This window comes from Latilactobacillus sakei (assembly GCA_002953655.1).
GTDB classification, from domain to species: domain Bacteria; phylum Bacillota; class Bacilli; order Lactobacillales; family Lactobacillaceae; genus Latilactobacillus; species Latilactobacillus sakei_A.
Genome location: CP025839.1, coordinates 810,927 through 835,762, shown reverse-complemented (window position 1 = coordinate 835,762; position 24,836 = coordinate 810,927). Strand labels below are relative to the sequence as shown.

Annotated in this window: 31 protein-coding genes and 1 tRNA gene; 8 read left to right on the top strand and 24 right to left on the bottom strand. The window is 39.7% G+C overall.

Features of this window, described 5'->3' with window-relative positions:
• Nucleotides 1-4: 4 nt before the first annotated feature.
• From murG to C0213_04125, 8 genes are all read right to left on the bottom strand, one after another.
• Complete coding sequence (gene murG, locus C0213_04160; protein ID AUX11628.1) at nucleotides 5-1,105, bottom strand: undecaprenyldiphospho-muramoylpentapeptide beta-N-acetylglucosaminyltransferase; 1,101 nt, start codon at nucleotides 1,103-1,105, stop codon at nucleotides 5-7.
• Between the two features lie 15 nt (nucleotides 1,106-1,120).
• Nucleotides 1,121-2,485, bottom strand: a complete 1,365-nt coding sequence (locus C0213_04155; GenBank protein ID AUX11627.1) for a UDP-N-acetylmuramoyl-L-alanine--D-glutamate ligase — start codon at nucleotides 2,483-2,485, stop codon at nucleotides 1,121-1,123.
• A gap of 15 nt (nucleotides 2,486-2,500) precedes the next feature.
• Nucleotides 2,501-3,463, bottom strand: a complete 963-nt coding sequence (locus C0213_04150; GenBank protein AUX11626.1) for a phospho-N-acetylmuramoyl-pentapeptide-transferase — start codon at nucleotides 3,461-3,463, stop codon at nucleotides 2,501-2,503.
• Nucleotides 3,464-3,495: 32 nt separating this feature from the next.
• On the bottom strand, nucleotides 3,496-5,568 hold the full coding sequence (locus tag C0213_04145) for a penicillin-binding protein (GenBank protein AUX11625.1): 2,073 nt from the start codon (nucleotides 5,566-5,568) through the stop codon (nucleotides 3,496-3,498).
• 62 nt (nucleotides 5,569-5,630) lie between these two features.
• Nucleotides 5,631-6,008, bottom strand: a complete 378-nt coding sequence (gene ftsL, locus C0213_04140) for a cell division protein FtsL (protein ID AUX12809.1) — start codon at nucleotides 6,006-6,008, stop codon at nucleotides 5,631-5,633.
• An 8-nt stretch (nucleotides 6,009-6,016) separates the two neighbouring features.
• A complete protein-coding gene (locus C0213_04135; protein ID AUX11624.1) occupies nucleotides 6,017-6,973 on the bottom strand; it encodes a 16S rRNA (cytosine(1402)-N(4))-methyltransferase in 957 nt (318 codons plus the stop codon).
• A gap of 14 nt (nucleotides 6,974-6,987) precedes the next feature.
• The gene (locus tag C0213_04130; GenBank protein AUX11623.1) at nucleotides 6,988-7,419 is read right to left on the bottom strand and encodes a cell division/cell wall cluster transcriptional repressor MraZ; all 432 of its coding nucleotides are present in this window, start codon (nucleotides 7,417-7,419) and stop codon (nucleotides 6,988-6,990) included.
• Nucleotides 7,420-7,729: 310 nt separating this feature from the next.
• Complete coding sequence (locus C0213_04125) at nucleotides 7,730-7,852, bottom strand: DUF4044 domain-containing protein (GenBank protein ID AUX11622.1); 123 nt, start codon at nucleotides 7,850-7,852, stop codon at nucleotides 7,730-7,732.
• Nucleotides 7,853-7,949: 97 nt separating this feature from the next.
• Between C0213_04125 and C0213_04120 the strand changes: the two genes are divergently transcribed.
• Nucleotides 7,950-8,336, top strand: a complete 387-nt coding sequence (locus tag C0213_04120) for a hypothetical protein (GenBank protein AUX11621.1) — start codon at nucleotides 7,950-7,952, stop codon at nucleotides 8,334-8,336.
• Nucleotides 8,337-8,373: 37 nt separating this feature from the next.
• Here the strand turns inward: C0213_04120 and C0213_04115 are convergent, their stop codons facing one another.
• The 9 genes from C0213_04115 to C0213_04075 all read right to left on the bottom strand — a co-directional run bounded on the left by C0213_04115 (nucleotide 8,374) and on the right by C0213_04075 (nucleotide 15,421).
• A complete protein-coding gene (locus C0213_04115; protein ID AUX11620.1) occupies nucleotides 8,374-9,000 on the bottom strand; it encodes a haloacid dehalogenase in 627 nt (208 codons plus the stop codon).
• Entirely contained in the window at nucleotides 9,000-9,446 is a 447-nt protein-coding gene (locus tag C0213_04110) for a D-aminoacyl-tRNA deacylase (GenBank protein ID AUX11619.1), read from the bottom strand. Before C0213_04110 ends, C0213_04115 begins: the two co-directional genes overlap by 1 nt.
• Nucleotides 9,447-9,458: 12 nt before the next feature.
• Nucleotides 9,459-11,690, bottom strand: a complete 2,232-nt coding sequence (locus C0213_04105) for a GTP pyrophosphokinase (GenBank protein AUX11618.1) — start codon at nucleotides 11,688-11,690, stop codon at nucleotides 9,459-9,461.
• A gap of 79 nt (nucleotides 11,691-11,769) precedes the next feature.
• The gene (locus C0213_04100; GenBank protein AUX11617.1) at nucleotides 11,770-12,114 is read right to left on the bottom strand and encodes a hypothetical protein; all 345 of its coding nucleotides are present in this window, start codon (nucleotides 12,112-12,114) and stop codon (nucleotides 11,770-11,772) included.
• A 39-nt stretch (nucleotides 12,115-12,153) separates the two neighbouring features.
• The gene (locus C0213_04095; protein AUX11616.1) at nucleotides 12,154-12,909 is read right to left on the bottom strand and encodes a 16S rRNA (uracil(1498)-N(3))-methyltransferase; all 756 of its coding nucleotides are present in this window, start codon (nucleotides 12,907-12,909) and stop codon (nucleotides 12,154-12,156) included.
• An 11-nt stretch (nucleotides 12,910-12,920) separates the two neighbouring features.
• The gene (locus C0213_04090) at nucleotides 12,921-13,823 is read right to left on the bottom strand and encodes a 50S ribosomal protein L11 methyltransferase (GenBank protein ID AUX11615.1); all 903 of its coding nucleotides are present in this window, start codon (nucleotides 13,821-13,823) and stop codon (nucleotides 12,921-12,923) included.
• 63 nt (nucleotides 13,824-13,886) lie between these two features.
• On the bottom strand, nucleotides 13,887-14,411 hold the full coding sequence (locus C0213_04085; protein ID AUX11614.1) for a DUF3013 domain-containing protein: 525 nt from the start codon (nucleotides 14,409-14,411) through the stop codon (nucleotides 13,887-13,889).
• A gap of 144 nt (nucleotides 14,412-14,555) precedes the next feature.
• The gene (locus C0213_04080; protein ID AUX11613.1) at nucleotides 14,556-14,942 is read right to left on the bottom strand and encodes a hypothetical protein; all 387 of its coding nucleotides are present in this window, start codon (nucleotides 14,940-14,942) and stop codon (nucleotides 14,556-14,558) included.
• 32 nt (nucleotides 14,943-14,974) lie between these two features.
• Nucleotides 14,975-15,421, bottom strand: a complete 447-nt coding sequence (locus C0213_04075) for a hypothetical protein (protein AUX11612.1) — start codon at nucleotides 15,419-15,421, stop codon at nucleotides 14,975-14,977.
• A gap of 387 nt (nucleotides 15,422-15,808) precedes the next feature.
• On the opposite strand from C0213_04075, the gene C0213_04070 reads away from it, so the two are divergent.
• Nucleotides 15,809-16,315: a Cys-tRNA(Pro) deacylase gene (locus C0213_04070; protein ID AUX11611.1), complete on the top strand. Its 507-nt coding sequence runs from the start codon at nucleotides 15,809-15,811 to the stop codon at nucleotides 16,313-16,315.
• Nucleotides 16,316-16,391: 76 nt separating this feature from the next.
• Here C0213_04070 and C0213_04065 read toward each other — a convergent pair whose 3' ends face one another.
• The gene (locus C0213_04065; GenBank protein ID AUX11610.1) at nucleotides 16,392-16,634 is read right to left on the bottom strand and encodes a hypothetical protein; all 243 of its coding nucleotides are present in this window, start codon (nucleotides 16,632-16,634) and stop codon (nucleotides 16,392-16,394) included.
• 212 nt (nucleotides 16,635-16,846) lie between these two features.
• Here C0213_04065 and C0213_04060 point away from each other — a divergent pair, with 212 nt between their 5' ends.
• The 4 genes from C0213_04060 (at nucleotide 16,847) to C0213_04045 (ending at nucleotide 20,927) form a co-directional block, all read left to right on the top strand.
• On the top strand, nucleotides 16,847-17,179 hold the full coding sequence (locus tag C0213_04060) for a hypothetical protein (protein ID AUX11609.1): 333 nt from the start codon (nucleotides 16,847-16,849) through the stop codon (nucleotides 17,177-17,179).
• Between the two features lie 324 nt (nucleotides 17,180-17,503).
• Nucleotides 17,504-19,135: a hypothetical protein gene (locus C0213_04055; GenBank protein AUX12808.1), complete on the top strand. Its 1,632-nt coding sequence runs from the start codon at nucleotides 17,504-17,506 to the stop codon at nucleotides 19,133-19,135.
• Nucleotides 19,136-19,193: 58 nt separating this feature from the next.
• Nucleotides 19,194-20,105, top strand: a complete 912-nt coding sequence (locus C0213_04050; GenBank protein AUX11608.1) for a DNA adenine methylase — start codon at nucleotides 19,194-19,196, stop codon at nucleotides 20,103-20,105.
• A 135-nt stretch (nucleotides 20,106-20,240) separates the two neighbouring features.
• Nucleotides 20,241-20,927, top strand: a complete 687-nt coding sequence (locus C0213_04045; protein AUX11607.1) for a hypothetical protein — start codon at nucleotides 20,241-20,243, stop codon at nucleotides 20,925-20,927.
• 222 nt (nucleotides 20,928-21,149) lie between these two features.
• On the opposite strand, the gene C0213_04040 is transcribed toward C0213_04045, so the two are convergent.
• Nucleotides 21,150-21,240: transfer RNA gene (locus C0213_04040), tRNA-Ser, on the bottom strand.
• Between the two features lie 157 nt (nucleotides 21,241-21,397).
• On the bottom strand, nucleotides 21,398-21,598 hold the full coding sequence (locus C0213_04035) for a hypothetical protein (GenBank protein AUX12807.1): 201 nt from the start codon (nucleotides 21,596-21,598) through the stop codon (nucleotides 21,398-21,400).
• Nucleotides 21,599-21,792: 194 nt separating this feature from the next.
• On the opposite strand from C0213_04035, the gene C0213_04030 reads away from it, so the two are divergent.
• Nucleotides 21,793-22,140 carry a hypothetical protein gene (locus C0213_04030; GenBank protein ID AUX11606.1) on the top strand — a complete coding sequence of 116 codons (348 nt, stop codon included), beginning with the start codon at nucleotides 21,793-21,795 and terminating at the stop codon, nucleotides 22,138-22,140.
• Nucleotides 22,141-22,430: 290 nt separating this feature from the next.
• Entirely contained in the window at nucleotides 22,431-22,835 is a 405-nt protein-coding gene (locus C0213_04025; protein AUX11605.1) for a hypothetical protein, read from the top strand.
• Here C0213_04025 and C0213_04020 read toward each other — a convergent pair.
• From C0213_04020 to C0213_04005, 4 genes are all read right to left on the bottom strand, one after another.
• Entirely contained in the window at nucleotides 22,832-23,020 is a 189-nt protein-coding gene (locus C0213_04020) for a hypothetical protein (GenBank protein ID AUX11604.1), read from the bottom strand. The genes C0213_04025 and C0213_04020 overlap by 4 nt on opposite strands.
• Before the next feature lie 77 nt (nucleotides 23,021-23,097).
• A complete protein-coding gene (locus C0213_04015; GenBank protein AUX11603.1) occupies nucleotides 23,098-23,445 on the bottom strand; it encodes a 50S ribosomal protein L19 in 348 nt (115 codons plus the stop codon).
• Nucleotides 23,446-23,580: 135 nt separating this feature from the next.
• Complete coding sequence (locus tag C0213_04010) at nucleotides 23,581-24,303, bottom strand: tRNA (guanosine(37)-N1)-methyltransferase TrmD (protein AUX11602.1); 723 nt, start codon at nucleotides 24,301-24,303, stop codon at nucleotides 23,581-23,583.
• The gene (locus tag C0213_04005) at nucleotides 24,293-24,823 is read right to left on the bottom strand and encodes a ribosome maturation factor RimM (GenBank protein ID AUX11601.1); all 531 of its coding nucleotides are present in this window, start codon (nucleotides 24,821-24,823) and stop codon (nucleotides 24,293-24,295) included. The genes C0213_04010 and C0213_04005 overlap by 11 nt, the downstream gene beginning before the upstream one ends.
• Nucleotides 24,824-24,836 lie beyond the last annotated feature (13 nt).

Below are 24,836 nucleotides of genomic sequence, written 5' to 3'. Positions count from 1 at the left end.
ACAATTAAATAATCGTTTCAATAACCTCAATAATCCGGTCTGATGCATCCGGAATACCGCTCTTCTTAGCGGCTTTGGCCATCGCATGTTGTTTTTCTGGTGTTTCAAATAATGTATCTAGCGCTTTGACAAGACTAGCACCGGTTAATTCTGATTCTGGAATTAAAATAGCGGCGTCTTCTTTCACTAAACTTTGCGCATTTTTAGTTTGATGATCATTTGTCACGTATGGACTAGGAATCAAAATTGAGGGGATTCCCAATGCCGTAATTTCCGCAAGGCTAGTCGCTCCTGCCCGGCCGACAATTGCCTTCAAGTCAGGTAAAACTTCTGGCATGTTGCTAATGTAAGGCACAAACGCTAAATTACTATTCAAAGTAGTGTTAGCCAAGGCTGCTTGCACATTTTCATAATGGACTTGACCAGATACGAATAGGACTTGATAGTCGCGTTCGTTTAAAAGTGGCACCGCATCAATAAATGCCTTATTGATACTTGGTGCGCCACGACTACCACCAAAAATCATGACAGTCGGACTATCTGTTTTTAAACCAAATTCGCTTAAGCGTTCATTGGGGACCATTCCGGCCACTTGTTGGGCCCGTGGATTCCCTGTTAAAACGACTTTGTGCATTGGAAATTGGTCGCTGACAGACTCAAAAGAAATCGCCACTTTATCAACAAATCGTGCTAAGAATTTATTCGTCACGCCGGCTGCTGAATTTTGTTCATGAATAATCGTTGGTACTTTTAAACGACTAGCCGCATATAACAGGGAACCTGATACATAACCACCGGTACCAATAACCACATCTGGTTTGAATTCTTTAATCATTTTTTTAGCAGACTTAATACTGCTCATAAATAATTCGATTGTTTTAAGATTAGTTTTAATCCCATTAAGATTCATTGAGCGTTTAAACCCTTGAATCTCGAGTGTTTTAAAAGCGATACCCTGATCAGGCACGATTTTACTTTCTAAACCACGCTCTGTTCCGACATATAATACGGCATCTAACAAACCACGTTGTTTTAGACGTTCAATTAAGGCTAGTGCTGGGTAAATGTGGCCACCTGTGCCACCGCCAGATATCATTACTCTCATTATTAAATCTCCAATTTATTCTGTAATTTGTTCAACCGCATCAATGTAGACATCGCCACGTTCTTCAAACGTTTTGAATTGATCCCAACTGGCACAAGCAGGTGATAATAAGATCACATCACCCTCTTGGCTCGCTGCATAAGCTGCGGGCACCGCTTCAGTTAATTGATCAACAATTTCAATCGTTTCAATCCCGGCTTCCTTGGCCGTTTGCGCCAACAATTGCTTGGTTTCACCATAAAGGATAATCGCCTTGACATGGGCTTTCAACAAATCAGTTAATGGGTCAAACGTAAAGCCGCGATCAAGGCCCCCAGCAATGAGGACGATAGGTTGTTTGAAACTCTTCAAAGCAACCTCTGTCGCTTCCATATTGGTCGCTTTTGAATCGTTATAGAAACGACGACCGGCAAATTCTTTAACAAATTGCATCCGGTGTTTAACGCCTGTAAAGGTCGTTAGAACTTCAATAATCGCTTCGTTTGATTGGCCCATTAACTTAGCGGCTGCCAGTGCTGCTAAGGCATTTTCAACATTATGATCGCCAGGCACATTAATATCGGTCACTGGCATGATGACTTCACCTTTAAAACATAATTGGCCATCTTTGACATAAGCGCCTGCTTCCGAAGCGCCTAATCTAGAAAATGGCACCACTTGCGCTTTAGTTTGTTGGCTTAAAGTTCTTAATTCTGGTAAGTCCCAGTTCACAACAAAGTAATCCGAAGCTGTTTGATTTTGGACAATTCGCATCTTGGCTTGCACGTAATTTTCACGTGAGCCGTGATAATCAAGATGGGCCTCGTAGATATTCGTTAAGACCGCCACCTTGGGTCTAACCGTTGTGGTGCCCATCAATTGGAAACTTGATAATTCAGTGACCATTGTATCTTGGGCCGTTGCTTTTTGAGCGACTTCACTCAAGGGGATCCCAATGTTACCAGCAGCATAAGCATGACCTTGTGCGCGTTGATAATTCAACATTAAGGCAATTAAAGTCGTGGTAGTTGTTTTACCGTTTGAGCCAGTCACGCTCACCCAATCAGCTTCAGAAACTTCATAAGCCAGTTCAGGTTCCGTTAAGACCGGAATCTCACGTTTAATCGCTTCTGCTACCATTGGATTATCATAGCGAATCCCTGGGTTTTTAAAGAGGTACTGAAATCCTTCTTCAAATAAAGCAATTGGATGACTCCCCGTAATAACGGTTGCCCCCAGTGCCCGTAATTCAGCGACTGCTGGTGTATCTTCTTGATCTTGGCCGTCATTAACAGTGACTTTTGCGCCTAATTGTAATAATAGCTTAGCAGCATTGATGCCACTTTTACCGAGTCCTAATACTAAAACAGATTGATTTTGATATGTTGCGATGGTTCTCATCGAATTCGCCCTCTTCTAAAAAATTAACAGATAAATTGCTGAACAGATAATACTAAATACCCAAAAACTGATATCAATACGCCATTCGCTCCAACCAGACATTTCAAAGTGATGGTGGATGGGACTCATTTTAAAGATTCGTTTATGGAATAGTTTGAATGAAGCAACTTGAAGCATCACACTGGCCGTTTCAATGACATAAACCAGGCCAATTAATAATAGTGAGAATTCACGGTGTAAGAGAATTGACATGGCTGCCAACGCCCCACCAAGGGCTAATGAACCAACGTCACCCATGAAAATTTGAGCTGGCTTGTGATTAAAGATTAAGAATCCAATCAAGCCCCCAATAATTGTTAAGCCAAAAATCGCAACGTCGATTTGATTTTGTCTAAAAGCAATAATCGTATAAGTTGTGAACGACACGATTGCTAACCCAGCAACCAGGCCGTCAATCCCATCCGCTAAATTAACCGCGTTTGAAAAACCAACCAACCATACGATAACAAATAAACTAAAAAACCAGCTGCTAGAAATTGTGCCGATGAATGGCATATTAAGTGCGTGGCTGAAACCTTCGTGGAAATAAACCGCTAAGAAAACAGCGCCACCCAAGATTTGACCGGCTAGTTTTTGCCAAGCCCGCAAACCAAGATTTTGCTTTTTAAAAACTTTGATAAAGTCATCTGAAAAGCCAAGTAAACCATATAGTACCAAGATGAATAACGCAATCCATAAACTATTGGTCAATTGTTGCAACCAGATAGCAACCCAGATACTAGAAATCACTGCGGCAATGATGAACACCAACCCACCCATCGTTGGCGTCCCATTCTTTTTAGCGTGCCACTTAGGGCCTTCATCACGAATGGTTTGCCCTTCTTTTTTAAACCGTAAATAACCGATGAACAACGGCATGAAGATCACCGTGATTACAAACCCACTCATTAGGGGTATTAAAAATTGTCCCGTTAACATGATATAAACTCCTTTAATCCACTCTTATTTGACTATTTTAATTGTACCTTAATTTGCTTGACGCCGTCTAACAAACTATTGACCGCTAGACTTTGATGATAAGCATATCCACTGCCCTTGATATCAACATCAATACCGGTTAATTGTGCTAGTTTCAATAAGTCGTTTTTTGACCAACCATTAACATCGGGCATCGTCATGGCACCGTTGGTCATCAATAAGACCCGTTGGTTCGGTAAAATGACACTGCCGGCTTTTGGTAATTGTTGCACGACGAGATTGCCACTACCCACCAATGTTGTCTTTAAGTTTTGCGCTTCTAATCTCTTTTGCGCATCTTTAGTTGATTGACTCAAAACAGAGGCCACTTTAACTTGTTGTTGCTTATCTTTTTCAGCTTCCTTCGTATATTCTAGCGCTCGTTTCATCATTGGATTAAAGACCTGCGATAAAATCGTTTCCGCACTATCCGTCATATTGCCCGGTTGCTTCATTGTAATATATAAAACATATTTGGGATCATCAGCTGGAGCAATCCCCGATACTGAGAAGATGTAGTTGCTAGCACCGGTTAAATAGCCACCGTTCGGATCCGTAATTTGGGCGGTCCCAGTTTTAGCTGCAATTTTATAACCCGGAATTTGGTAAACCTGCCCCGTCCCATAATCTTTGTAAACCACGTCTTCCATATTTTGCATGACTTTCTTAGCCGTGCTAGCTTTGATTGGCTTACCAGCCTTAATCGGTGTGATTTGGTGTTCTTGACCAACGCCCGCCAAAATTTGCGGTTTAATCATGGTCCCGTTATTAGCGATGGCACTTGTCATTTGCAACATCTGCATCACATTGACATTAATCCCTTGGCCAAATGAGGTTGTCGCTTGATCCAATGGCCGTTCATATTGCAAGGTACCCGCTGTCTCACCTGGTAATTCGATCCCCGTTTTCTTAAGGAACCCAAATTTTTCAATATAAGACTTCCAAGTCTGAGCACCCATTTCCTGCTCTAGTTTGACCATCCCAACGTTACTTGAACGGGCAAACGCTTGACTAAGTGGAATCATTCCCCACCCAGCGGTCTGCCAATCACTAATTTTCTTACCACTGACCAACACAGAACCCGATTTATAGTATTGATCTGGATTATAATGACCGGAATCAATTGCGGCTGACAGTGTCGCAATCTTCAAAACCGAACCCGGTTCGTAACCATCTTCGACCAAGGTGTCGCGCCAAACATCACCAATTCCTTTTTTAGTACTTGCGTTAAACGTTGGTCGTTGTGAGGCCGCTAAAATTTCGCCGGTCTTAGCATTCATTAAAACGGCGTTCATGCTCGCCGGTTGGTATTTTTTATTAACCTTACTCAATAGACTCTCTAAATAGGACTGAAGTCGTGAATCTAATGTTAAGTACACATCTTGGCCGTTTTTAGCAGCTTTGACTTTATTTTTGTTCTGATTAATTGAATAACCATACGAATCTTTCGTCAGATTTTTATAGCCATCTTGACCGGTTAGTTGTTCATTGAAATATTTTTCAACACCCATGACACCCACTAAATCTTGATTACCACTATCTTCGGACCCTTTAGGTGTCTGCGCAATCCCCACCACATGCGACGCAAAAGTCCCATTAGGGTATAAACGCGTTGGCGATTCTTTAAAATAAATCCCAGTTAAATTTTGTTTTTCAATTTTCCGTTTAATACTAAGGGATAAATTTTGCCCGGCACTTCCAAATTCCACTTGATAAACGGCCTTATTTTTTGGCGTCAATTGCTTATAAATATTAGCCTCACTCATGGGAAGGTACTTGCTGAGCGCCTTTGCTGTCTTTTTTTTATCTGTCACATATAGTGGTTTTTTATCCGCAGTAACGTAATCATGACTCAATACCGCATATACGGCATAGGCATTGGTATCTTGTGCTAAAACATTGCCCGATGAATCATAGATTGTGCCGCGTTGTGCTCGAATAACGGAGTCCCCTTCATATTTCTTGTTTGATCGTTTAGTCAAATCAACCCCTGCAATATGCCCGGTTGCAGCGATGTACGCAAAACGACCCATGAAAATCAGAAAAATCGCCGCGATAATCAGCAATAAAACTTCGCCAAATATGCGTCGATTCTGTCGTGGACTCCTATGTGTCCTAAATAAATTTCTCATTTAGCCACATTCCGAATATTGTTTTCGTTTAATTTCAGATTATTTTTCTTAGCAAAGGCATCTAAACGATCGGAGCTGGTTAATTCTCCGATTTCTTGTTTTAAATCATTATTTTTAGCACGTGTCTGACTCATATCTTGGGTGGTATTTTCTAATGTTCGTTGCGCATTAACCACTGCGATTTTAGTCGAGAGCAAACTCACCAACATTGCAAAAAAAGCAATCCCAATCACGGTGACGGCTAATTTTTCAAGTGTTGAATAAGCTACTTTTTGAGTTGTTTGTTGCGCTGATTGACGAGCAGGTTCTTGAACCTGACTCGGAATACTTTCTGGGGTCGTTAGTTGGCGAGCTGCATTGGTTGCCATCATAATCATTCCTTCTAGTCTATTTCTTTTTGTTTTTCAGCTACTCTTAACTTAGCACTGTGTGCCCGGTGGTTAACCGTTAACTCGTCTTCTGTTGGTAGGATTGGTTTACGATTAACCAGTTTTAAAACAGTCTTTTCAGTGCCCGGCATAATCGGTAATCCTTTAGGAATATCAGGTAATGTCGCTTGTTCTTTAAACATTGTTTTCACTAAACGGTCTTCCAATGATTGGAACGTAATGATACTAATCCGACCGCCAACCTTGACCAATGGAATAGCTTGTTCGACTGAGTCTTCAATGGCGCCTAATTCATCATTAACCGCAATTCGGATTGCTTGGAAAATCCGCTTAGCTGGATGCCCCCCCGTCCGTCTTGCCGGTGCTGGGATTGCTTCTTTAATTAAATCTGCTAATTGGATTGTTGTTTCAATTGGTGCAATTTCTCGTTGTTGTTCAATTTTACGAGCCACTTGCTTTGAGAATTTTTCTTCACCATATCTGAAGAAAATTTTAATCAATTGTTGATAAGACCATTCGTTAACGATTGTATACGCTGTTAACTCGGCGCCTTGATCCATACGCATGTCCAGTGGCGCTTCTTTTTTATAACTAAAACCACGTTGGGCATCATCAAACTGTGGTGATGAAACCCCTAAGTCGTATAAAATGCCATCAATCTTCGTGATGCCTTGTTCAGCGAGTGCTGCTTTCAAAAAACGAAAGTTACTCTTAATAAATGTCACTTGGCCTGCATCCGCATACTTCGCTAACCGTTGGCGACTACTTTCAAGTGCGTGGTCGTCTTGATCAAATGAATAAAGATGTCCGGTTGTTAATTGTGACAATAAGTATTCACTATGACCGCCACCACCTAGTGTTGCATCAACGTAAATCCCATCTGGCTGAACATTTAAGGCATCAACCGTTTCTTTTAATAAAACACTTTGATGTTTAAATGTTTCTGTCATCTTGTTACCATCCTTTAAAAATCAAAATCTAACATATTTTCAGCGATGTCATCAAAATTTTCTTCAGCTTCTTCACTAAAGCTCGCCCATTTTTCCTGGCTCCAAATTTCGATTCGATTAGAAACCCCAATCAGCACACATTCTTTTGCTAAAGAAGCGTGGGTTGCTAAGGCTTGAGGAATCATAATGCGGCCCTGTTTATCAGGGGTACATTGCACCGCAGCTGAGTAGAAAAAGCGCACAAAAGCCCGTGCATCTTTTTTAGCGAGTGGCAGTTGTTTTAATTTGTCTTCTAACTGTTCCCATTCGCTGAGCGGGTAACCGAAGATACAATTGTCCATGCCACGGGTCAACACGAATTCAGTTCCTAATGCTTCGCGGAACCTAGCTGGTACAATCAGTCGGTTCTTCGTATCGATTGTGTGATGAAATTCACCCATGAACATATACTTCACCCCTTTACCCACCTCAACTCATTTTAGTCTACCATAATCCCCCACTTTCTACCACATTTTGACCAAAAAAAACCAAAATCTTATCTTTTAGCGTTTATCCGCATTAACCCGCTATCCGTAACCATTTTGCACCTTAAATAAATGGGACGTTAATCGCTCACTTGCTCACCGATTAACAATTTTATGATCAGCCTTCCAATCCTAAAAAAAGGAACAGAATAACTTCACCGCATCCCCTTTAAGAGACACACCCACAAAAAAAGCCTGGGACCAACGCCCCAGACTGATTACTTAATTAATTTTAGAAGTTTAAAACGCCAGTTGCTGCTAATGAGCCAAAAATAACAGAGCCTACTGTGGCGATTAACATAACCCAAACAAAAATCTTGGTTATCCGACTAAAAGTACTTGTTTGTTTCTTCAACGATTCCACCACCTAGTCCTTTTTCTTATCAGCAGTTTACACCGAAACAACGCAAAGTGCAACTTAGTCCTTTTTATCTTTTCAGAAAGACGGTACAATGGGGATATTAACTTTCGAGGTGATTCAAATGCCATTTACGGCCACGTTATTTTTTATCTTACTACCGCTAATTTGCTTAGCTATCGGTTACGGTTTAAATACTATCTTACAGCGTTTCTTCAAAAAACAAATCCACTTCATCGACTGGCTACCCGTACCACTTTTAATCAGTGCGATCGCGCTTAGCCAACCATTCTTCAACAAAGCTGGCTGGTTTTTCTGCTTGGCAATCTGTTTATGGGGTATCGTCTGGAGTCTAACACGGTTTTATTACGATCACGCCCTCTACCCTCGTAAGTTTTTCAAAAGTTGGTGGCGGTTCGTCTTATTGATGGCGAGCGCTTGGTATCTCGCCTTTCTCGTTATCGCACTGATTGTAAAATAAAAGTCGCATGCTAAATTAGCATGCGACTTTTTAAATATCATTTATTAAAATAATCAATCAGCATTGATAAATCAGTAATCGTCACTGTCGGTTGGACCGCAATTGGTAAGCGATCGACATCGAAATAGACCGTTTGCAGCCCAGCGTTAATCCCCGCTTCAATGTCCAATGCCCGATCACCAACCATGACCGTCTTTGCTTTATCTAGTTGATAACGATCGCAGAGATAATTCAAACTGTCCGGCGCTGGTTTGCGCGCAAACCCATTTCGGCTTGTAACAATCTCCGTAAAATACTGATCGAGATGCTGTTCAGCCAAATATTTTCGGGCGGCCGTATCGCGATGCGTCATCAAAAAGTTCTGCCCAGTTTGACTAACCCGTTCTAAAATAGCCGCTGCGCCCGGATAAGGTTGCGGTGCAACTTGCATCTTCGCCTCAAGTTGATGATAGTGTTGGTCTAATGTCGCAAATGTCGTCCCCGTTTGATCAGCCAAGGCTTGCAACACTTTTTTAATTGACGTTTGCTTAATTGCCTTGTATAACGCATCCTGATCAACCGGCACTTGTTGCTGCTGATAAACCGCAACGAGCGCTTTTAACATGACCGGATACGTATCGTAGAGTGTCCCATCAAAGTCCCAAATCGCATTTTGATAAACCATTAATTATCCCTCGTATCAAATAAAATCGTGACCGGACCGTCGTTAACCAAGGCGACTTGCATATCCGCCCCAAATTCGCCGGTTTCAACAGCGATGCCAGTAGCCGCTAATTTTTGATTAAATAAGTTGTACATTTTTTGCGCATAGTCCGGTTGCCCCGCGTCTGTAAAACTAGGCCGGTTCCCCTTCTTGGTTGAGGCGTATAACGTAAATTGTGACACTGATAAAATAGCGCCATTAACTTGACCCAATGCTAAATTCATCTTCCCTGCTTCATCTTCAAAAACCCGCAATTGGCTAATTTTTTTGACAAGGTAATCTAAATCGGCCTCTGTATCGTCATCACAAATCCCAACTAATAATAAAAAGCCCTTGTTAATTTGACCGACGACTTGTTCTTCAATTGTGACACTTGCTTGGCTGACACGTTGTAAGACTACTTTCATGATTAACGACTCCTATCCTTGCACTCGTTTAACTTCGTAAACATCTGGAATGTTTTTTACTGCATCCATAATCCGTTCAAGATGATCAATATTGCGGATCCCAACCGTGACATGAATATCGGCCATCTTATCATGGTCAATCCGCCCCATGACATTGTTAAGCTGCTTACTGTGCGCATTCAACACTTGTAAGACATCATTTAATAATCCCCCACGGTTGTACCCGTAGACCTCTAGGTTGGCATCATAGAGTTGGTCGTGTTTAGCCGATGTGTTTTCCCAACTGACTTCTGTTAGTCGACTGTTCATATCGGCACGATCGACGATATTTGGACAATCACGACGATGGACTGAAACACCACGCCCTTTTGTCACGTAACCAACAATATCGTCGCCTGGCACTGGGTTACAACACTTACTTAAGCGGACCAATACATTATCGACACCTTGAATAATCACACCGTCTTCGTGCTTAATCGTAATGTGACTGCCCGCAGCTTTTTGCCCTGGTTTTTGAGAATCTTTGGCCGATAAAATTTCGGCTTCCAGCGCTTTTTGTTCGTTCTCTTCTTTTTCACGCCGTTCTTTTAATGTCAAGCGATTCAAAACTGCTTGCGCTGAAATTTCACCAAAACCAACCGCTGCGAATAATTCTTCTTCTGAATTAAAGTTAAAGTGTGGCAAAATGACCGCCAAGCTATCCTTATTCAGATGGGTCTTCACAGTATGTCCTTGTTCTAACAATAAATGTTCAATAGCATTTCGGCCTTTTTCAACATTTTCGTCCCGATCTTCTTTTTTAAAGTAGCGTTTCACTTTATTGCGGGCACGGGCTGTGAATGCTAACTTAATCCAATCTCGACTGGGTGTCGCACTGGTTGATGTTAGCATTTCGACAATATCACCGTTACGTAATTGATAATTTAATGGCACGATTTTGCCGTTAATTTTGGCACCAACTGCGTGATTACCCACTTCCGTATGCACGAGGTAGGCAAAATCGATTGGCACTGAACCTTTTGGCAACTCGTAAACATCACCTTTAGGGGTGAAGACGTAGACCCGATCGCTAAAGATATCACCTTTGACACTTTCCATAAATTCTGAGGCATCATCTGAGGCGTCTTGAATTTCTAGAATTTCACGGAATAAATCTAACTTACGCCCTGATTCATCGATCTTAATTTGTTCCTTAACGCCTTCTTTATAAGCCCAATGTGCTGCAACCCCATATTCAGCAACGTTATGCATTTCTTGGGTCCGGATTTGCACTTCGAGCGGTTTGCCTTTAGGGCCAATCACCGTGGTATGAATCGATTGATACATATTCGCTTTGGGCATTGCAATATAGTCTTTAAAACGACCTGGCATTGGTTTCCACTTGGTGTGGATAGCGCCTAAAACGGCATAACAATCCTTAATTGAGTCAACCACCACCCGAATTGCAAGTAAATCATAGAGTTCTTCGAATTGCTTGTGCTGATCGCGCATTTTGCGATAAATCGAGTATAAATGTTTAGGACGACCGTAAATTTCGTAATTCATATCCAAATCGGCAACTGAGTCCTTGATGTCTTCAATTGCTCCTTGAATGTACGCTTCACGTTGCGTCCGCTTAGAATTCATCAAATGAACAATCCGGTAGTATTGTTGTGGGTTAAGGTAGCGTAGCGAGATATCTTCTAGTTCCCACTTAATCTTGCTAATCCCTAAACGATCAGCTAATGGCGCATAAATTTCCAACGTTTCATTGGCAATCCGCCGTTGCTTTTCGGGTTTCAAATGCTTCAGCGTTCGCATATTATGCAGACGATCAGCTAGTTTCACCATAATGACCCGTAAATCCTTAGCCATGGCCAACAACATCTTCCGATGATTTTCAGCAAGTTGTTCTTGATGCGATTTATACTTAATTTTTCCTAATTTCGTCACACCATCCACGATGATGGCCACATCTTGGCCAAACATCTCTTGGACATCACCTAAGGTAATATTGGTGTCTTCAACCACATCGTGCAAATAGCCCGATGCAACCGTTGCTGGATCCATCTTTAGTTCCGCTAAAATACCTGCCACTTGAATCGGATGAATAATGTACGGTTCACCTGATTGCCGTGCTTGTTCCTTATGCACATACGCCGCAAAATCATACGCCTTTTGCACGAAAGCAAGATGCTCAGCATTCATGTATTTCTGACATAGCTGGATCACTTCTTGCTGTGAAATCACTTTTTCTTCTGACATCTTGCCCAACTCCAATTCTGACTCTACTAAAATTTGTTTTTAAACAACAAAACTGACTCAACAGTTTGTCGAGTCAGTTTTATTTGCGACGTTCGTACGCAGTATTAATGCCCAAGTAACTTAGTAAGAAGTAGATTGGGACAAACCAATAATTATAATCTGCGAAGCGGATAACAACCATCAAGGCAAATAAAACTGGCAGATAAAAAATATTATACCAAGGGGCGTGTGTTTTCTGAATGCGGTAGCCGATGAAAAAGGCCGCGCAACCATTAATTGCCATAAACAACAACCCAATACGCCACGTTTTACTAATTGATAACCAACCGAAAACGAGTGGCAATACAACGGCAAGCAGTAGCGCTACTAAGAAGTAACGCACCCAAACTTGCTTTAAAAAGCGATTATTTTTAATTTTATCCATTGTGAAGCCCCTCTATAAAAATTATTATTACCTATCATACTATAAAGTACTCAATTCTGTCACATATGAAATTGCGCTCAGTAGATATAACGGTGCCGTTTCGGCCCGTAAAATCCGCGGTCCTAAACCGGCCAATAAGAAACCGGCGGCTTGTAAGACTTCAATTTCCTTTGGTGCGATCCCACCTTCTGGGCCAAAAACACAGATTAAACTTTGGCCTGGTTGTGCGGCTTGTAAGCTTTGCACCAATTGACCATGTTCACCAGCTTTGGCTGACTCTTCGTACGCCACTAATTTGATAGTCGCTGATTCTTCAGCAATTGCCGTTAAACTCGCACGCCATTCAATCACTGGCACGTGAATTCTGTGTGCCTGTTCAGCCGCTTCTTGGGCAATCTTTTGCAGCCGTGCTAGTTTCTTCACCTGCCTTTTAGCATCCCAACGCGCTACCGAAAATTGACTATTACAAAAGATAAAGCGATGTGCGCCTAGTTGCGTACCTTTTTGAACGATCCAATCGGTCTTATCACCTTTAGACAGGCCACAAACAACCGTCGTTGCAATTGGCAGCTCAACATTTGTTTCCAAGGCTGCTTCAATTGTCACAGTTGCTTGCTTTTGCGTCGCATCCGCAGCTTGTAATTGTGCGACAAAGGCTAGTTCCTCTGGCGTTACGATTTCAATCTGATCACCAACTTGCATCCGCATCACCTTGAGCATATGATGTGCCGTTTCACCGGTTAATTGTAATGCTTGACCAACCGTCACATTTTCTTCAATAAAATACCGTTGCATTCATTTGACCTCTAATCTTCGTCCGTCTTTAGCCGTGTAATCAAGCCGACCCAGTCGCCCATATGAAGGCTTTCTTCAACCATTAAGCCATTAGCGCTCAATGTTTCGCGAATGACCGTTTCTTTTTCAGTGATAATCCCAGCCAATAACAAGTGGCCGCCTTCTTTTAATAAGGCCGGCACTTGTGGAATTAGGGGCACTAAGACCACTGGTAACATGTTAGCGACAATTACGTCCGCCGCCCCAGTAATCCCGTGTAATAAATCGTTGGGCTTGGCAATAATGCCTTTTGTAACGGGGTTCAAATCGAAATTAGCCACCGCAGCGTCCACTGCGACTTGATCGACATCGTACGCGCGAATATCTTGAACGCCTAAGTGAGCCGCTGCAATACTCAAGACACCCGAACCTGTCCCAACGTCAATCAATTGTTCACCACCACGTAAAACCATTTCTAACATTTGTACTGAAAGATGCGTCGTAGGGTGGGTCCCAGTACCAAAAGCCATCCCTGGGTCCATTCGAATTAAAGCTTCGCGTTCATCTGTTGGTTGATAATCCGTCCAACTGGGCACCACCGTTAAGAAGCGCGTTAAACGGGTTGGTTGATAATACTTTTTCCACGCCGTTGCCCAATCATCATCGGCCACTTGTTGGAGATTAACGCTGCCTTCACCAATTGCTAAGCCAAATTCCGTGAGTTGTAACACGCGTTGACGAATCAACGGTAACTTTTCAGGGACAAAAACCGTCTCTGGGAAAAAGGCACTAACTGCTGCCACTTCTCCGACTAAAGTAGCGTTAATTGAGGCGTCTTCGATTTGAATTCCTTCAGCGCCAGCTTCGGTTAAAATATTTGCGATTGCTTCAACTGCTTCATTGACAGTTGCAACTGTGACTTTCGTCCATTCCATGTATTCTGCTCCTTAATGATTAAAACAGGCCAAAAGAATTTGACCTGTCGTTGAAATCGATTCTTAGTATTTAGGGTAAGTGTAGTATTTTTTAGCTAAGTCATCACTAGCTTGAGCAACGGTTGCCTGGAAAACCGTGTCATCCCATTCTAGGATAAATGTTTCGTCATCTGATTCATCATTTACAAAGGCAGCTAAGCGATCTTCACCATCATCTAATAAATCTTGAAGGTAATTGAAAACACCGCGACCGACTTGCGCATTTAACCCTTGACGGCCAGAAAATGGAATCACAGCTAAATAGTTGTCGGCATATTCAAAACCATCGATTTTACTTTCATCGAAGAATAAAATTGCATCTTCATAACTAATTTCATCTGATTCATTTAATTCGCCATTTTGATCTTCAACAGCTAATTCTTGACTCTTCGTCACATTTAACGTGAATTCTAATTCAATCGCCCGTGATTGTTTATCCCAGTTGATGTTGATGTCGCCGCTAAATTGTAAATCATCTAATTCTGTTTCAAAAAATTCTAACATGTTTTTTTCGACCATCATTGTCACCGTATCCTTTAATTTGTTCATTCATCGGCTATCAATAATAGCCGAACACCTGCTAATATCATACCTGATTACGCAATGAATCTAAAGCACTTATCAGCTGAAACACGAAAAAAAGCCGTGACGAACGTCTCCGGCTTAATCGTTTTCTGATTTAATCATCAGTTTTTAATCGGCCTTTTTTTGGCCCCAATAATTAATATCCATTGTATTAGCATCATAGCGATGAAATTCAATGCCTAAATCTTCGAGTGAATGACTCATGATCCGCCCATATAAGCGCATGTCAGCTTCTTGTGAATTATCGGCCGGCCGAATCGCATGCATTAGAATAAACTTCGCCATTTCTTCTTGGACGGACGGGATAATCTCTGATAACGGATCAAAAACCATCGTTACAAACCGAATATCACTGCTATCACCATCTTGCGTCAATGAAACAAGCGGAAAACCGCCAAAATTCTGTCGCTGTCCTAAATAGGCTAGTAACTGATCAATCTGATCTTTAGTAAAGCCTGATTTATAAAAAAGAAAATGCCAAGTCTGTCTATTCATAACGTCACCTGCTCAAATTTAAATTACCTTTATTATGCCATATCAGCGGTTGAAAAACTAACCTTAGAAATCGCATGTAAGACCGTATTGATTTGTTCCCGTTGCGCTTCTTGCGCGTGGCGGGCAGCCAAGACGTGCGCGTAAACCTCCGTGGCCGGACCTTCAAAAGAATACACCATCGTTTCCGTCGCATCCACATAGTGTTCAAGTGCCGTAATTAATTGCTGGTTAATCGTGACAAACGCATCTGGGGGTTGCACAGCCGCAACTTGTGCAACAAATGCTCTAAGCACGGTTAAATTCTGGTCAAAATAATGCTCAAGTGTTTCAAGCGTCTCACCAACTGTGCATCTTCCTAAAATAATATTCCTACAAGTTTGAGTACACTCGGAGAACACCGTTTCAAATACAACGAATCTTTCGAGTAATTGATTCACCTGAACCACATAGCTTACAGCTGGTATCGTCTTGGTTGTCATCGATATTCGCTCCTTCAATCTTTCAATTAGTCAATAATTGACTTAAGTATAGATTATCAAAATAATTGAAATTTATTAAAGAATAAGCTCATACGAATCACTATTTTTTACGAATTGGCTGCTGATATGGTTTTGTGAGCCCCGAAAAAGCCATCCGAAGCTTTTGATAATGCGCATCATCATCCCTTGCTTGACTGACTAATTGCGTAAAATCATGCGCTTGAACGCTACTTACTGTTTCTTGCCGTTTTCTAAACCATTTCATCACAATCAACTCCTTATTTAAAATCATTATACCGCTATCCAACAATAATGGCGGGCCTTAAATTTACATTTTTAGTATTTTGCCGTAAACTAACTATAATTACTAAAGGAGTGGCATCTATTTTGGGTAAAAAGAAAAAACAAGGACAACTCGCAAAGACCCTTGTCGAAAAAATATTAGACAAGCAAAAGGTCGCCTATACACAATTTGAATTTCCAACACATGAAGAACATCATGTCGCACAAATGCAAGTCGATCACCTAGACATCGACGAACATCTTATCTATAAGACACTCGTGCTCTCTGGCAAACAAACCGGCCCGATTGTCGGCGTCGTCCCAATCGATTGTCATTTAGATGAAAAGAAACTCAGCAAAATTTCTGGCAACAAAAAAATCGCGATGGTACCGTTAAAGGACCTCGTGGCAACAACCGGTTACGAACACGGCGCCAACACCCCGGTCGGTATCTGGGAAAAAGCACACTTTCCAATTTACATTGACCAACAAGCCGAAAAAGAACCGCTCATTTTCGTTTCATCCGGCAAAATTGGTCGCTCCATCCAGATTAACCCGCAAGATTTAAGCCGGGTAGTCTCAGGCACATTCGCGGATATTAGTGAAGATTAAAAAAGACATCGAATCGCCAATGCAATCACTAGCCATAGTGGTTTAACATTGCGAATCGATGTCTTTTTTAGTTTTCTTAATCTAAATAACCTGCCAAGTTGTGATTAGAAACAATCACCTTATCCTTCAACAAGTTTGGTGTCTTCACAATATTGTGAATGACCGTTTGTGGGGTCACACCCGCTTGCGCTAAAGTTGTTAGTGCATCGGATTTTACCACTACCTTCTTAATCGACTGACGTAGTTTGATCGTTGCGACATACTGTCCCTCATCTTGCGCTTCGGTAATCTCGTATTTCCCATAAAAATGTTTATTCACGGTCACTCATCTCCTTGTAAAAAGGATAACATAATTAATCGTTTTGCACAAATTACTAATTGTTCAATAAGGTAAAACTATACATAAGGAGAACGATTACATCGGGGTGGATGCGGGATTATGCTTGTTAATTTTTATGTATGGTTATTTACTCCCACTGATTCCAAGAGTAAACTCATAGTAACAACAGGTTTATTTGGAGGAATTTTAGAATGAAAAAAATAATCATTACTCTAGTTTCAACACTATCACTACTTTTGATATTAACAGCTTGCGGTACCAAGAAACCAGATTACACAGCTAGCACTGCGGAATCTGCTCTAAACGCAGGCAAGAGCATCGATGGCAAGACCGTACAGTTTAAAGTTAACAAATTAGAACCTTCTAGCGCTTTTGGTTACAATATGCAAACTGGCAAACACCTAAATATTACAAACACCGATAATCCTAAAGTTAAAGTTGGTGAAACTGTAACTATTAAAGTCAAAACCACCAAGTCAGTATTAGGCTCTTGGATCATTTCTTACACAGATTTAAAAAAATAGAACTTTTTTGATTAATGATACAGAAAAACCCCGAGTATTTTTTCAAAATTGCTCGAGTTTTATTTACGATATGTTACAAATTACATTCTTCGTACATTTATGCACATAGTCAGATAGTATTTGCCTAAATATTTGATATACTATTTATCATTGATATATATTTAATTACTTATATATTATATTTTTACAACTCTACTCTGGTGGGCTAGCCACGTTCGATTTGTGACTGAAGATTTTAATAACTACATTACTAATTAGGAGAAAACTTTCATGTCGATTGACTTTAAGAATAAAAAAGAATTAGGACTTTCAAATAATAAGGAAATGCAAATTAAAGATATATATGGATTGCAAATTAATGAGTTTAGGAAATTCATTAATCAGGATTTTGAACTTGGAAATAATTTGACAGTAGTTTTTGGCCGAAATGGCACTTTAAAATCATCTTTAATGGGATTAATTGCACAGCCATTCAGAACAGATGCCAGAGATATTTTCAATAAAAAAATGGAAACCAAACTATCCGATGTTTTTAAATTTTCATTAGATAAAGATAACACTAACTATCTTTATCATATCAAGATGAACATTAACGATGATCTCAATTTAAATGAACCTATACCATTATATCCAGAAAAAGACCCTACTACAGGTAAAGTCACTAGGTTTAGACTTGTTCCAAGTGGTAGAGCATCAGGAGACGGATATTTTAACTTGCCATCAATCTATTCAAAACTAGACAGACTGTATCCTCTTGTAGATTTTAAAAAAGAACCTCAAAAGAATGATAGTATCGAATATACTCAAAAAGAAATTGATCAAATAGCAGCTTTTTTTGAATCAATATTATTAAGAACTGATTTTAGCTCTAGTCAAAATTACAATGCTCAAGAGGGGCGAGTAGCTAAACATCCTATAGCCCCCACTAATTCATATTATGATATCAATTCTATTTCATCGGGTGAAGATAATCTAAGTTCTTTCATTAATACAATGCTATCTTTTCAACGTTTATTTGAAGTGAATAAAGAAAATAAATTAACCCAACTTACTGGTATATGGTCCATTGATGAATTTGAAGCTAGTTTACATCCTATAGCACAAAATAACCTACTTAAATATTTACTGAACTGGTCAAAGGAATATAAAGTTAAAATCATTTTAAATACTCACTCCCTCAGTTTAATTCAATATTCATATGAACTTTTAGATAAATATAAAAACTCGATAGCTTTAAACTTAATTTCTTCTGCATTCGCATCCGAGGGTAAGTTAAATATTTTAAAAAACCCACCTTATAAAGACGCTTATAGGGAATTAACCCTTTCCGATGTTACTAACGATGAGTTAGCACAAAGTTCTAAAATTACGATTTTTTGTGAAGATAAAGTTGCAAAAAATTATTTAAAAATTATTTTATCTGAACGGAAATATCAAAAATATATAACCTGGGAGTTTGAAGTATCACCTAGCAATTCCGGCTCTTCATACGTTTTATTGGATAAACTCTGTTCAAACTACCCAAATGTTCTAAACAAAATTGATGCCATCGTTATTTCAGATGCCGATAGGCGTAACAAAATCTCTTCACATAATAGTTTTAAAAGACATTACGCCGTCCCTAGTCTTTTTGAATTTCCAATTGAAAAAGAGGTTGTCTACTGGATTTTATCTCTTGATAGTGATCATGAATTCTTTAAGAGGTTTGATAGAACAAAAGAAATGTTTAAACAAGATTTTCATAACTTTAACCTCCCACTTGATCCTGAACAGTCAAAAAAAGAGAACACACCAACAAAATACTTTAAAAATTGGTATAACAATGATGTCCAAACAAACAAAAAATATATTAGAATGTATGTAAAGCAAAATAATAATCTTTTCGATCCTTTCAAAAAGACTATTTATTCAGATATAAAAGAAATAATGAAAAATAACGGTTTTACAATTAATTAATTCTTTTCTGTCCAAGAAACATTTTTTATTATAATTAACTTAAAAGGAAGTGAATCCTATGTCTATTACTATGTCTCCTTTTAGATATCCTGGTGGAAAATCTCAACTCTATAAATTTGTAGAACATCTTTTAGAAATTAACCATGTTGAAAACGGAACCTATATTGAAGCTTTTGCTGGTGGGTCAGGACTGGCCATAAAATTACTAGTCGAAGATAAAATAGACAACATTTGGATTAATGACTATGATAGATCAATCTATTCAGTTTGGTACGCCATATTAAATACACCCGAGCAATTAATTGAAAGAATAAACCAAGTTCCATTTGATTATCAAACAGGTAGCGTTCATTCAGATGAATATAATATCGAATATTGGAATGAAATACGATCTTTATATTTACAAAATAATACAAATGCGCATTCCATTGATAATGCATTTGCAACACTATTTTTAAATAGAACGAATAGAAGTGGTATTATAACTGGTGGTCCTATCGGCGGAAAGATGCAACTGAATACTAAAATTTATGCTAGGTTCAATAAAAACACACTTATTAGAAAGATAAATTTGATACACTCTTTGAAAGATAGAATTCGCCTAACACAATTAGATGCACTTAAACTTATTCCAATCATGCAACAAGAAACTGATACCGATAATACATTCATTTTCTTCGATCCTCCTTACTATGACCAAGGTAGTAATCTATACTTCTCCTCATTTAATCATGAAGATCACTCAACTATGGCAAGAAGTATCCTTAGCCTTAATGATTATAAATGGATTACAACGTATGACAACGTAACAGCGATTAGAGAGATATATGCCAATAGCGAACAACGGTTTGAATATGATATTAGATACACCGCTAATAATTCAAAACGGGGTATGGCAAAAGAAGTAATGTACTCAAATAACCTTACAATGTTAGAATCGTACGCAAATATCATACTAAGAGAAATATAAATCCTTAATTTCAGGGTTTTATATTTAACACTAAAGAGAACCTACGTTCTCTTTTTTTAGTATTGATCATCTGAGTTATATCCATATTATTAATACTTATTTCAATCTATTTATGTAAAACCAAGAGGGACACTAATGTTTAAGTGCGCTAAAAATAATACCATTAAGGAATGGTATAAAAGATCTATCACTACTCGGCGTGGGTTCAAAACACCAACCTTGGTCAACGCGGCGTACCGTAAAATTGAAGCGCTGGTAATGAACAATAAATATGATTACGATACATCGACTAATGACAACCTTACATTTTACGATGTCTACCAAGGTCGCGCTAACTGTATGGTACGATGCACGATTACAATAGCTTACACCGGATTACGTAAAGGCAAGCTGGCAACCCAGCCGCCTAAGTGGTTATTTTATCGCACAATGGACATTAACAACCTCGTGGCTAATACGCTGAAAGAATATAGCCACAGTACTACTAATCTCGTCTTTCCAAGCGAAAAAGGTACTTGGTTAAATCTCGGCAAGCTTAATAACCGGCTAGACAGCATTATAGATCAGGGTTCCGAAACATTTAAAACTACTTACCAACTGACTAGCGATGACTATTATAAGACTTTCGTCCATCGAATCACCCCGCACGGTTTGCGCCATACGCATGCAATATGGCTGTTCGAGAAAGATAATACAATTACACCTAAAGCGGTACAAGAGCGCTTAGGCCATAAAAACATTAGTGTGACGATGGACATATACGCTCATGCCACTTCAAATCAAAAGGATAAGCTAAAGTCTGCATTAGATGTCGATTACTAGGATAGTCAAAAAAGATGACTAACCCCTTGTTGCTGTAAGCGTCTCTGAATATAGTCTGAAAAAGTGAAAATTTACAGCAATACAATCAATTTTGACTATCCCTTTTGACCCTACTTTGATAGCAAACATGGGCAAATATAGAATTTATGATTGCAATAAAAAAGTTGCTAAATGGCTTTTTAACAGCCTTTTAGCAACTATGTGATACTATGAGATGAAACTTGAAGGAGAGTACAGGATTTGAACCTGCGCGCCGGTATAAGCCGGTTCGACGGATTTCGAGTCCGTTGCATTACCACTCTGCCAACTCTCCATAACAGTCCTTATTATACCAGATTTATAACAAACTGAAAAGGCATTATTCTAACCTATCACCCACTAGAACATATTTATGCCACCGCCCCTATGATCTTTTACAAAACACCCAAAAACGCCGCTTTTTCTAAGCAACGTTTTTTTATTCTCTCATTTTATTGGTTTAAATAATTATATAGCCCCCGCATGGTTGCATCGGCTAGTGTCAATGGTTTACCATCGAATGTGACTTCCGTAATTTGAACATAGTCTTCAAAGTCGGGGACTTCTAGTTGTTGATTTGCCACAAACTCAGCGGCTTTTTGATAAATTTTTTCGGCACTATTTTGACCATTTACGTATTTAATGACTAACATTGCCTTCATCTCCATTTCAACTTTTAAAATCATTGATGCGTTGCTCATCTTTGACAAATTCATCATACATCACTTACTAAAAATAAGCAACATTTTATCTTCTATCAAAGTTGCACGATTCCCCCTATTTCCTTTTCCCTTCAACTCCGCTATACTAATACTATCTTATACTTTGACGATAGAGGTTCTCTCAGATGAAAATATCACCTTACAAGTTTCCTTTCTTCTTTGATTTTATTTTTTTAGTCGTGACGCTGGTCCAATCGGCTTTAATTTTGATCCTGAATCCGCCATTTTCTAATTTCTTACCGACTTATATGGACGCTATCGGTAAAGTTTGGTGGTTAGCCTTGGTCGCGATTCTTTTGCATGTCATCGCCTACTTGTTGTCACTAGAACAAAATATCGCGCTTTTCACTAACTTACTGGCGATCTTAGGTTATTTAACGTTAATTATTATTCCTAATTATTTATTACTCGCTATTATTTTCTTATTCGCCGGTTTAGTACTGGCACTCAAATCATATATCGCTCGTAATTAACCAATCAGGAGGCTGAGACAAAAGTAAAATTGGTCTCAGCCTCCTTTTTGATATCCGTACTTTAATAGCCTAAACGTGTGCTATAAGTCATATCCTTCCGGTTAACCCTGAATGTCAAACGATTACTTGCAGCAATCATTCGCCATTCTGTGTTAATCCTCGGGATATCCCGACTTATGGCACACTCCTTTTTTATCGTTATAAGCCCGTCATTTTTTAAATCAAAACCCTGTTAAACATTATTTTGTGATATAATTAGTTTGAATATAGAACTATTGGGAGGTCTCATCATGAAACGGTATCTTGTTATTTTAAATCTCATTTGTTTATTTGCGCTCCCGTTTGTAAGCCCTTACTTATTTGATAGAGGCGTCACGCGTAATCAGACTCAAAGCCGGGTTAGTTTCGAAACACACCGTGGCCCTAAGGCACATCATGCAACGCCTAGCGATCATGCCGAACAAAAGATCAATAGCTTCAACAACCGTTTTGAGGCCTACTTCGATGAATTAAAACAATCACCTGGTGCACTGCATGCCTTACTCATCATCCTTGGCCTTTCAATCATCACCCTACTGTGTCAGCCAATAATCGCTTTGATGGCAACCTCTAAACCAGAGCCCATCAAAAAAACGCAACCAGCAGTTCCGAAGAAACCACAGATTGCGTCTTATAAGCGCCATTTATTAAGTTAATTGAGACTTAATTTTTGATAGGTGTAATGGCCCTCTTTTAAAGATTGGTTGGCATAGGGCGTTTCATTTAATAACGAAACGTATTCCTTAGCCCGTTGTTCCGAGCTAAACGCGCGGATCATCTTACTCTTCTCATAATAGAGTGGGTTTGCTTGATACATGACAATATAAATCCAATGGTTCATTTTTCATCACCTAACTTACAAAATAACCACATAAAGAAAGGCCGCCTCGTAATGAGTCGGCCTTTTTAAATGTCATCTTAACGACGAGCTTCTTTGATACGAGCTGCCTTACCACGTAATGCGCGTAAGTAGTATAACTTAGCACGACGTACACGGCCATGACGAGTAACTTCTAATTTAGCAACACGAGGTGAGTGTAATGGGAAAGTTCTTTCCACACCAACACCGCTACTGATCTTACGAACAGTATAAGTTTCACTAACGCCAACACCGTGACGTTTGATAACAACACCTTCGAATAATTGGATACGTTCGCGAGTACCTTCAACAACACGCACGTGAACACGTACGCTGTCACCAGGACGGAAGCTAGGAATATCTGAACGTAATTGTGACTTAGTAATTTCTTGAATTAATGGATTCATCTGAATCTCTCCTTTTCACAGATATTCATTAACGTCTTGCGCCAGCGGAATACCGTTGTTTTGTGACTTATCATCACAGCTATCAATTTTAGCATAAATCAAACTTAATTAAAAGACCTATTTTTCAGCGGCCGCTTATTTAATTTCACGTAACCACTTTTGTTGGTCTGGACTTAGATCAAAGTTTTCTAATAAATCCGGCCGGCGTTCATAAGTCCGTTTCAAAGACATCTTGTCCCGCCATTCATTGATAAGTTTATGGTTACCGTTCATCAATACTTCTGGTACTTTTAACCCGCGATATTCTGGTGGTCGCGTGTATTGGGGGTGTTCTAATAGACCTGTTGAGAATGAATCGGTGACGGCTGACTGTTCGTTACCTAAAACACCAGGTACTAGTCGTGAAATGGCATCAATCATCACCATAGCGCCTAATTCGCCCCCTGTGACGACGAAATCACCTAATGAGACTTCATCGGTCACCAAGGTCCGAATACGTTCGTCATAGCCTTCATAATGACCACAGATGAATACGAGGTGATCTTCTTGCGCGAATTCTTCGGCGACCTTCTGATTAAAAGTAACCCCCGCGGGATCTAATAAAATAACCCGTTTATGGCCGGGATTTTTAGCGTTCACTTGGTCCATCGCTTCAAAAATAGGTTGTGGCCGGAGTAACATCCCCGCACCACCACCATAAGGCGCATCATCCACCGAATTATGTTTATTGACTGAAAAATCACGGAAGTCGGTAACTTCTAGGTCAATTAAATCTCGATCGATGGCCTTACCGATAATTGATTGCGATAAGCCATTTTGAACCATATCTGGGAATAAACTTAAAACATCAATCTTCATTATCAATCAATCCTTCTGGTACTTCAACGTAGGCCTTACCCGCTTCAATATCAATTTTTTTAATGACTGACTTCAAAAATGGTAATAATAAATCAGAACGCCCGCGCCGTTTGATGACCCACACGTCATTAGGACCGGGATCGATGATTTCTGAGACCTTACCATAGCTTGTCCCATCAGATTCTTCAACCACTTCTAAGCCAATGATATCGCCGTAGTAATATTCATCGTCTTCAAGTTGATCATCACGTTCACTGGCCGCAATTTTGAGGTTGTGTCCCTTAAATAATTCGACGTCGTTAATGTTTCCTAAGCCTTCGAATTGTAATAGATAAAATTGCTTATGTTGACGCATTGCAGAAACCGTCACTGGTGTTAAGCCATTTGGCATTTCAACCGCCAAGTGCGTTCCCTTTTTAAACCGTTCTTCTGTAAAATCGGTTGTCGCAATGACGCGAACCTCACCACGAATACCGTGCGTATTCACAATTTTACCGACTTGATAGTATTTTTCTGGCATTTAATTTCTCCTT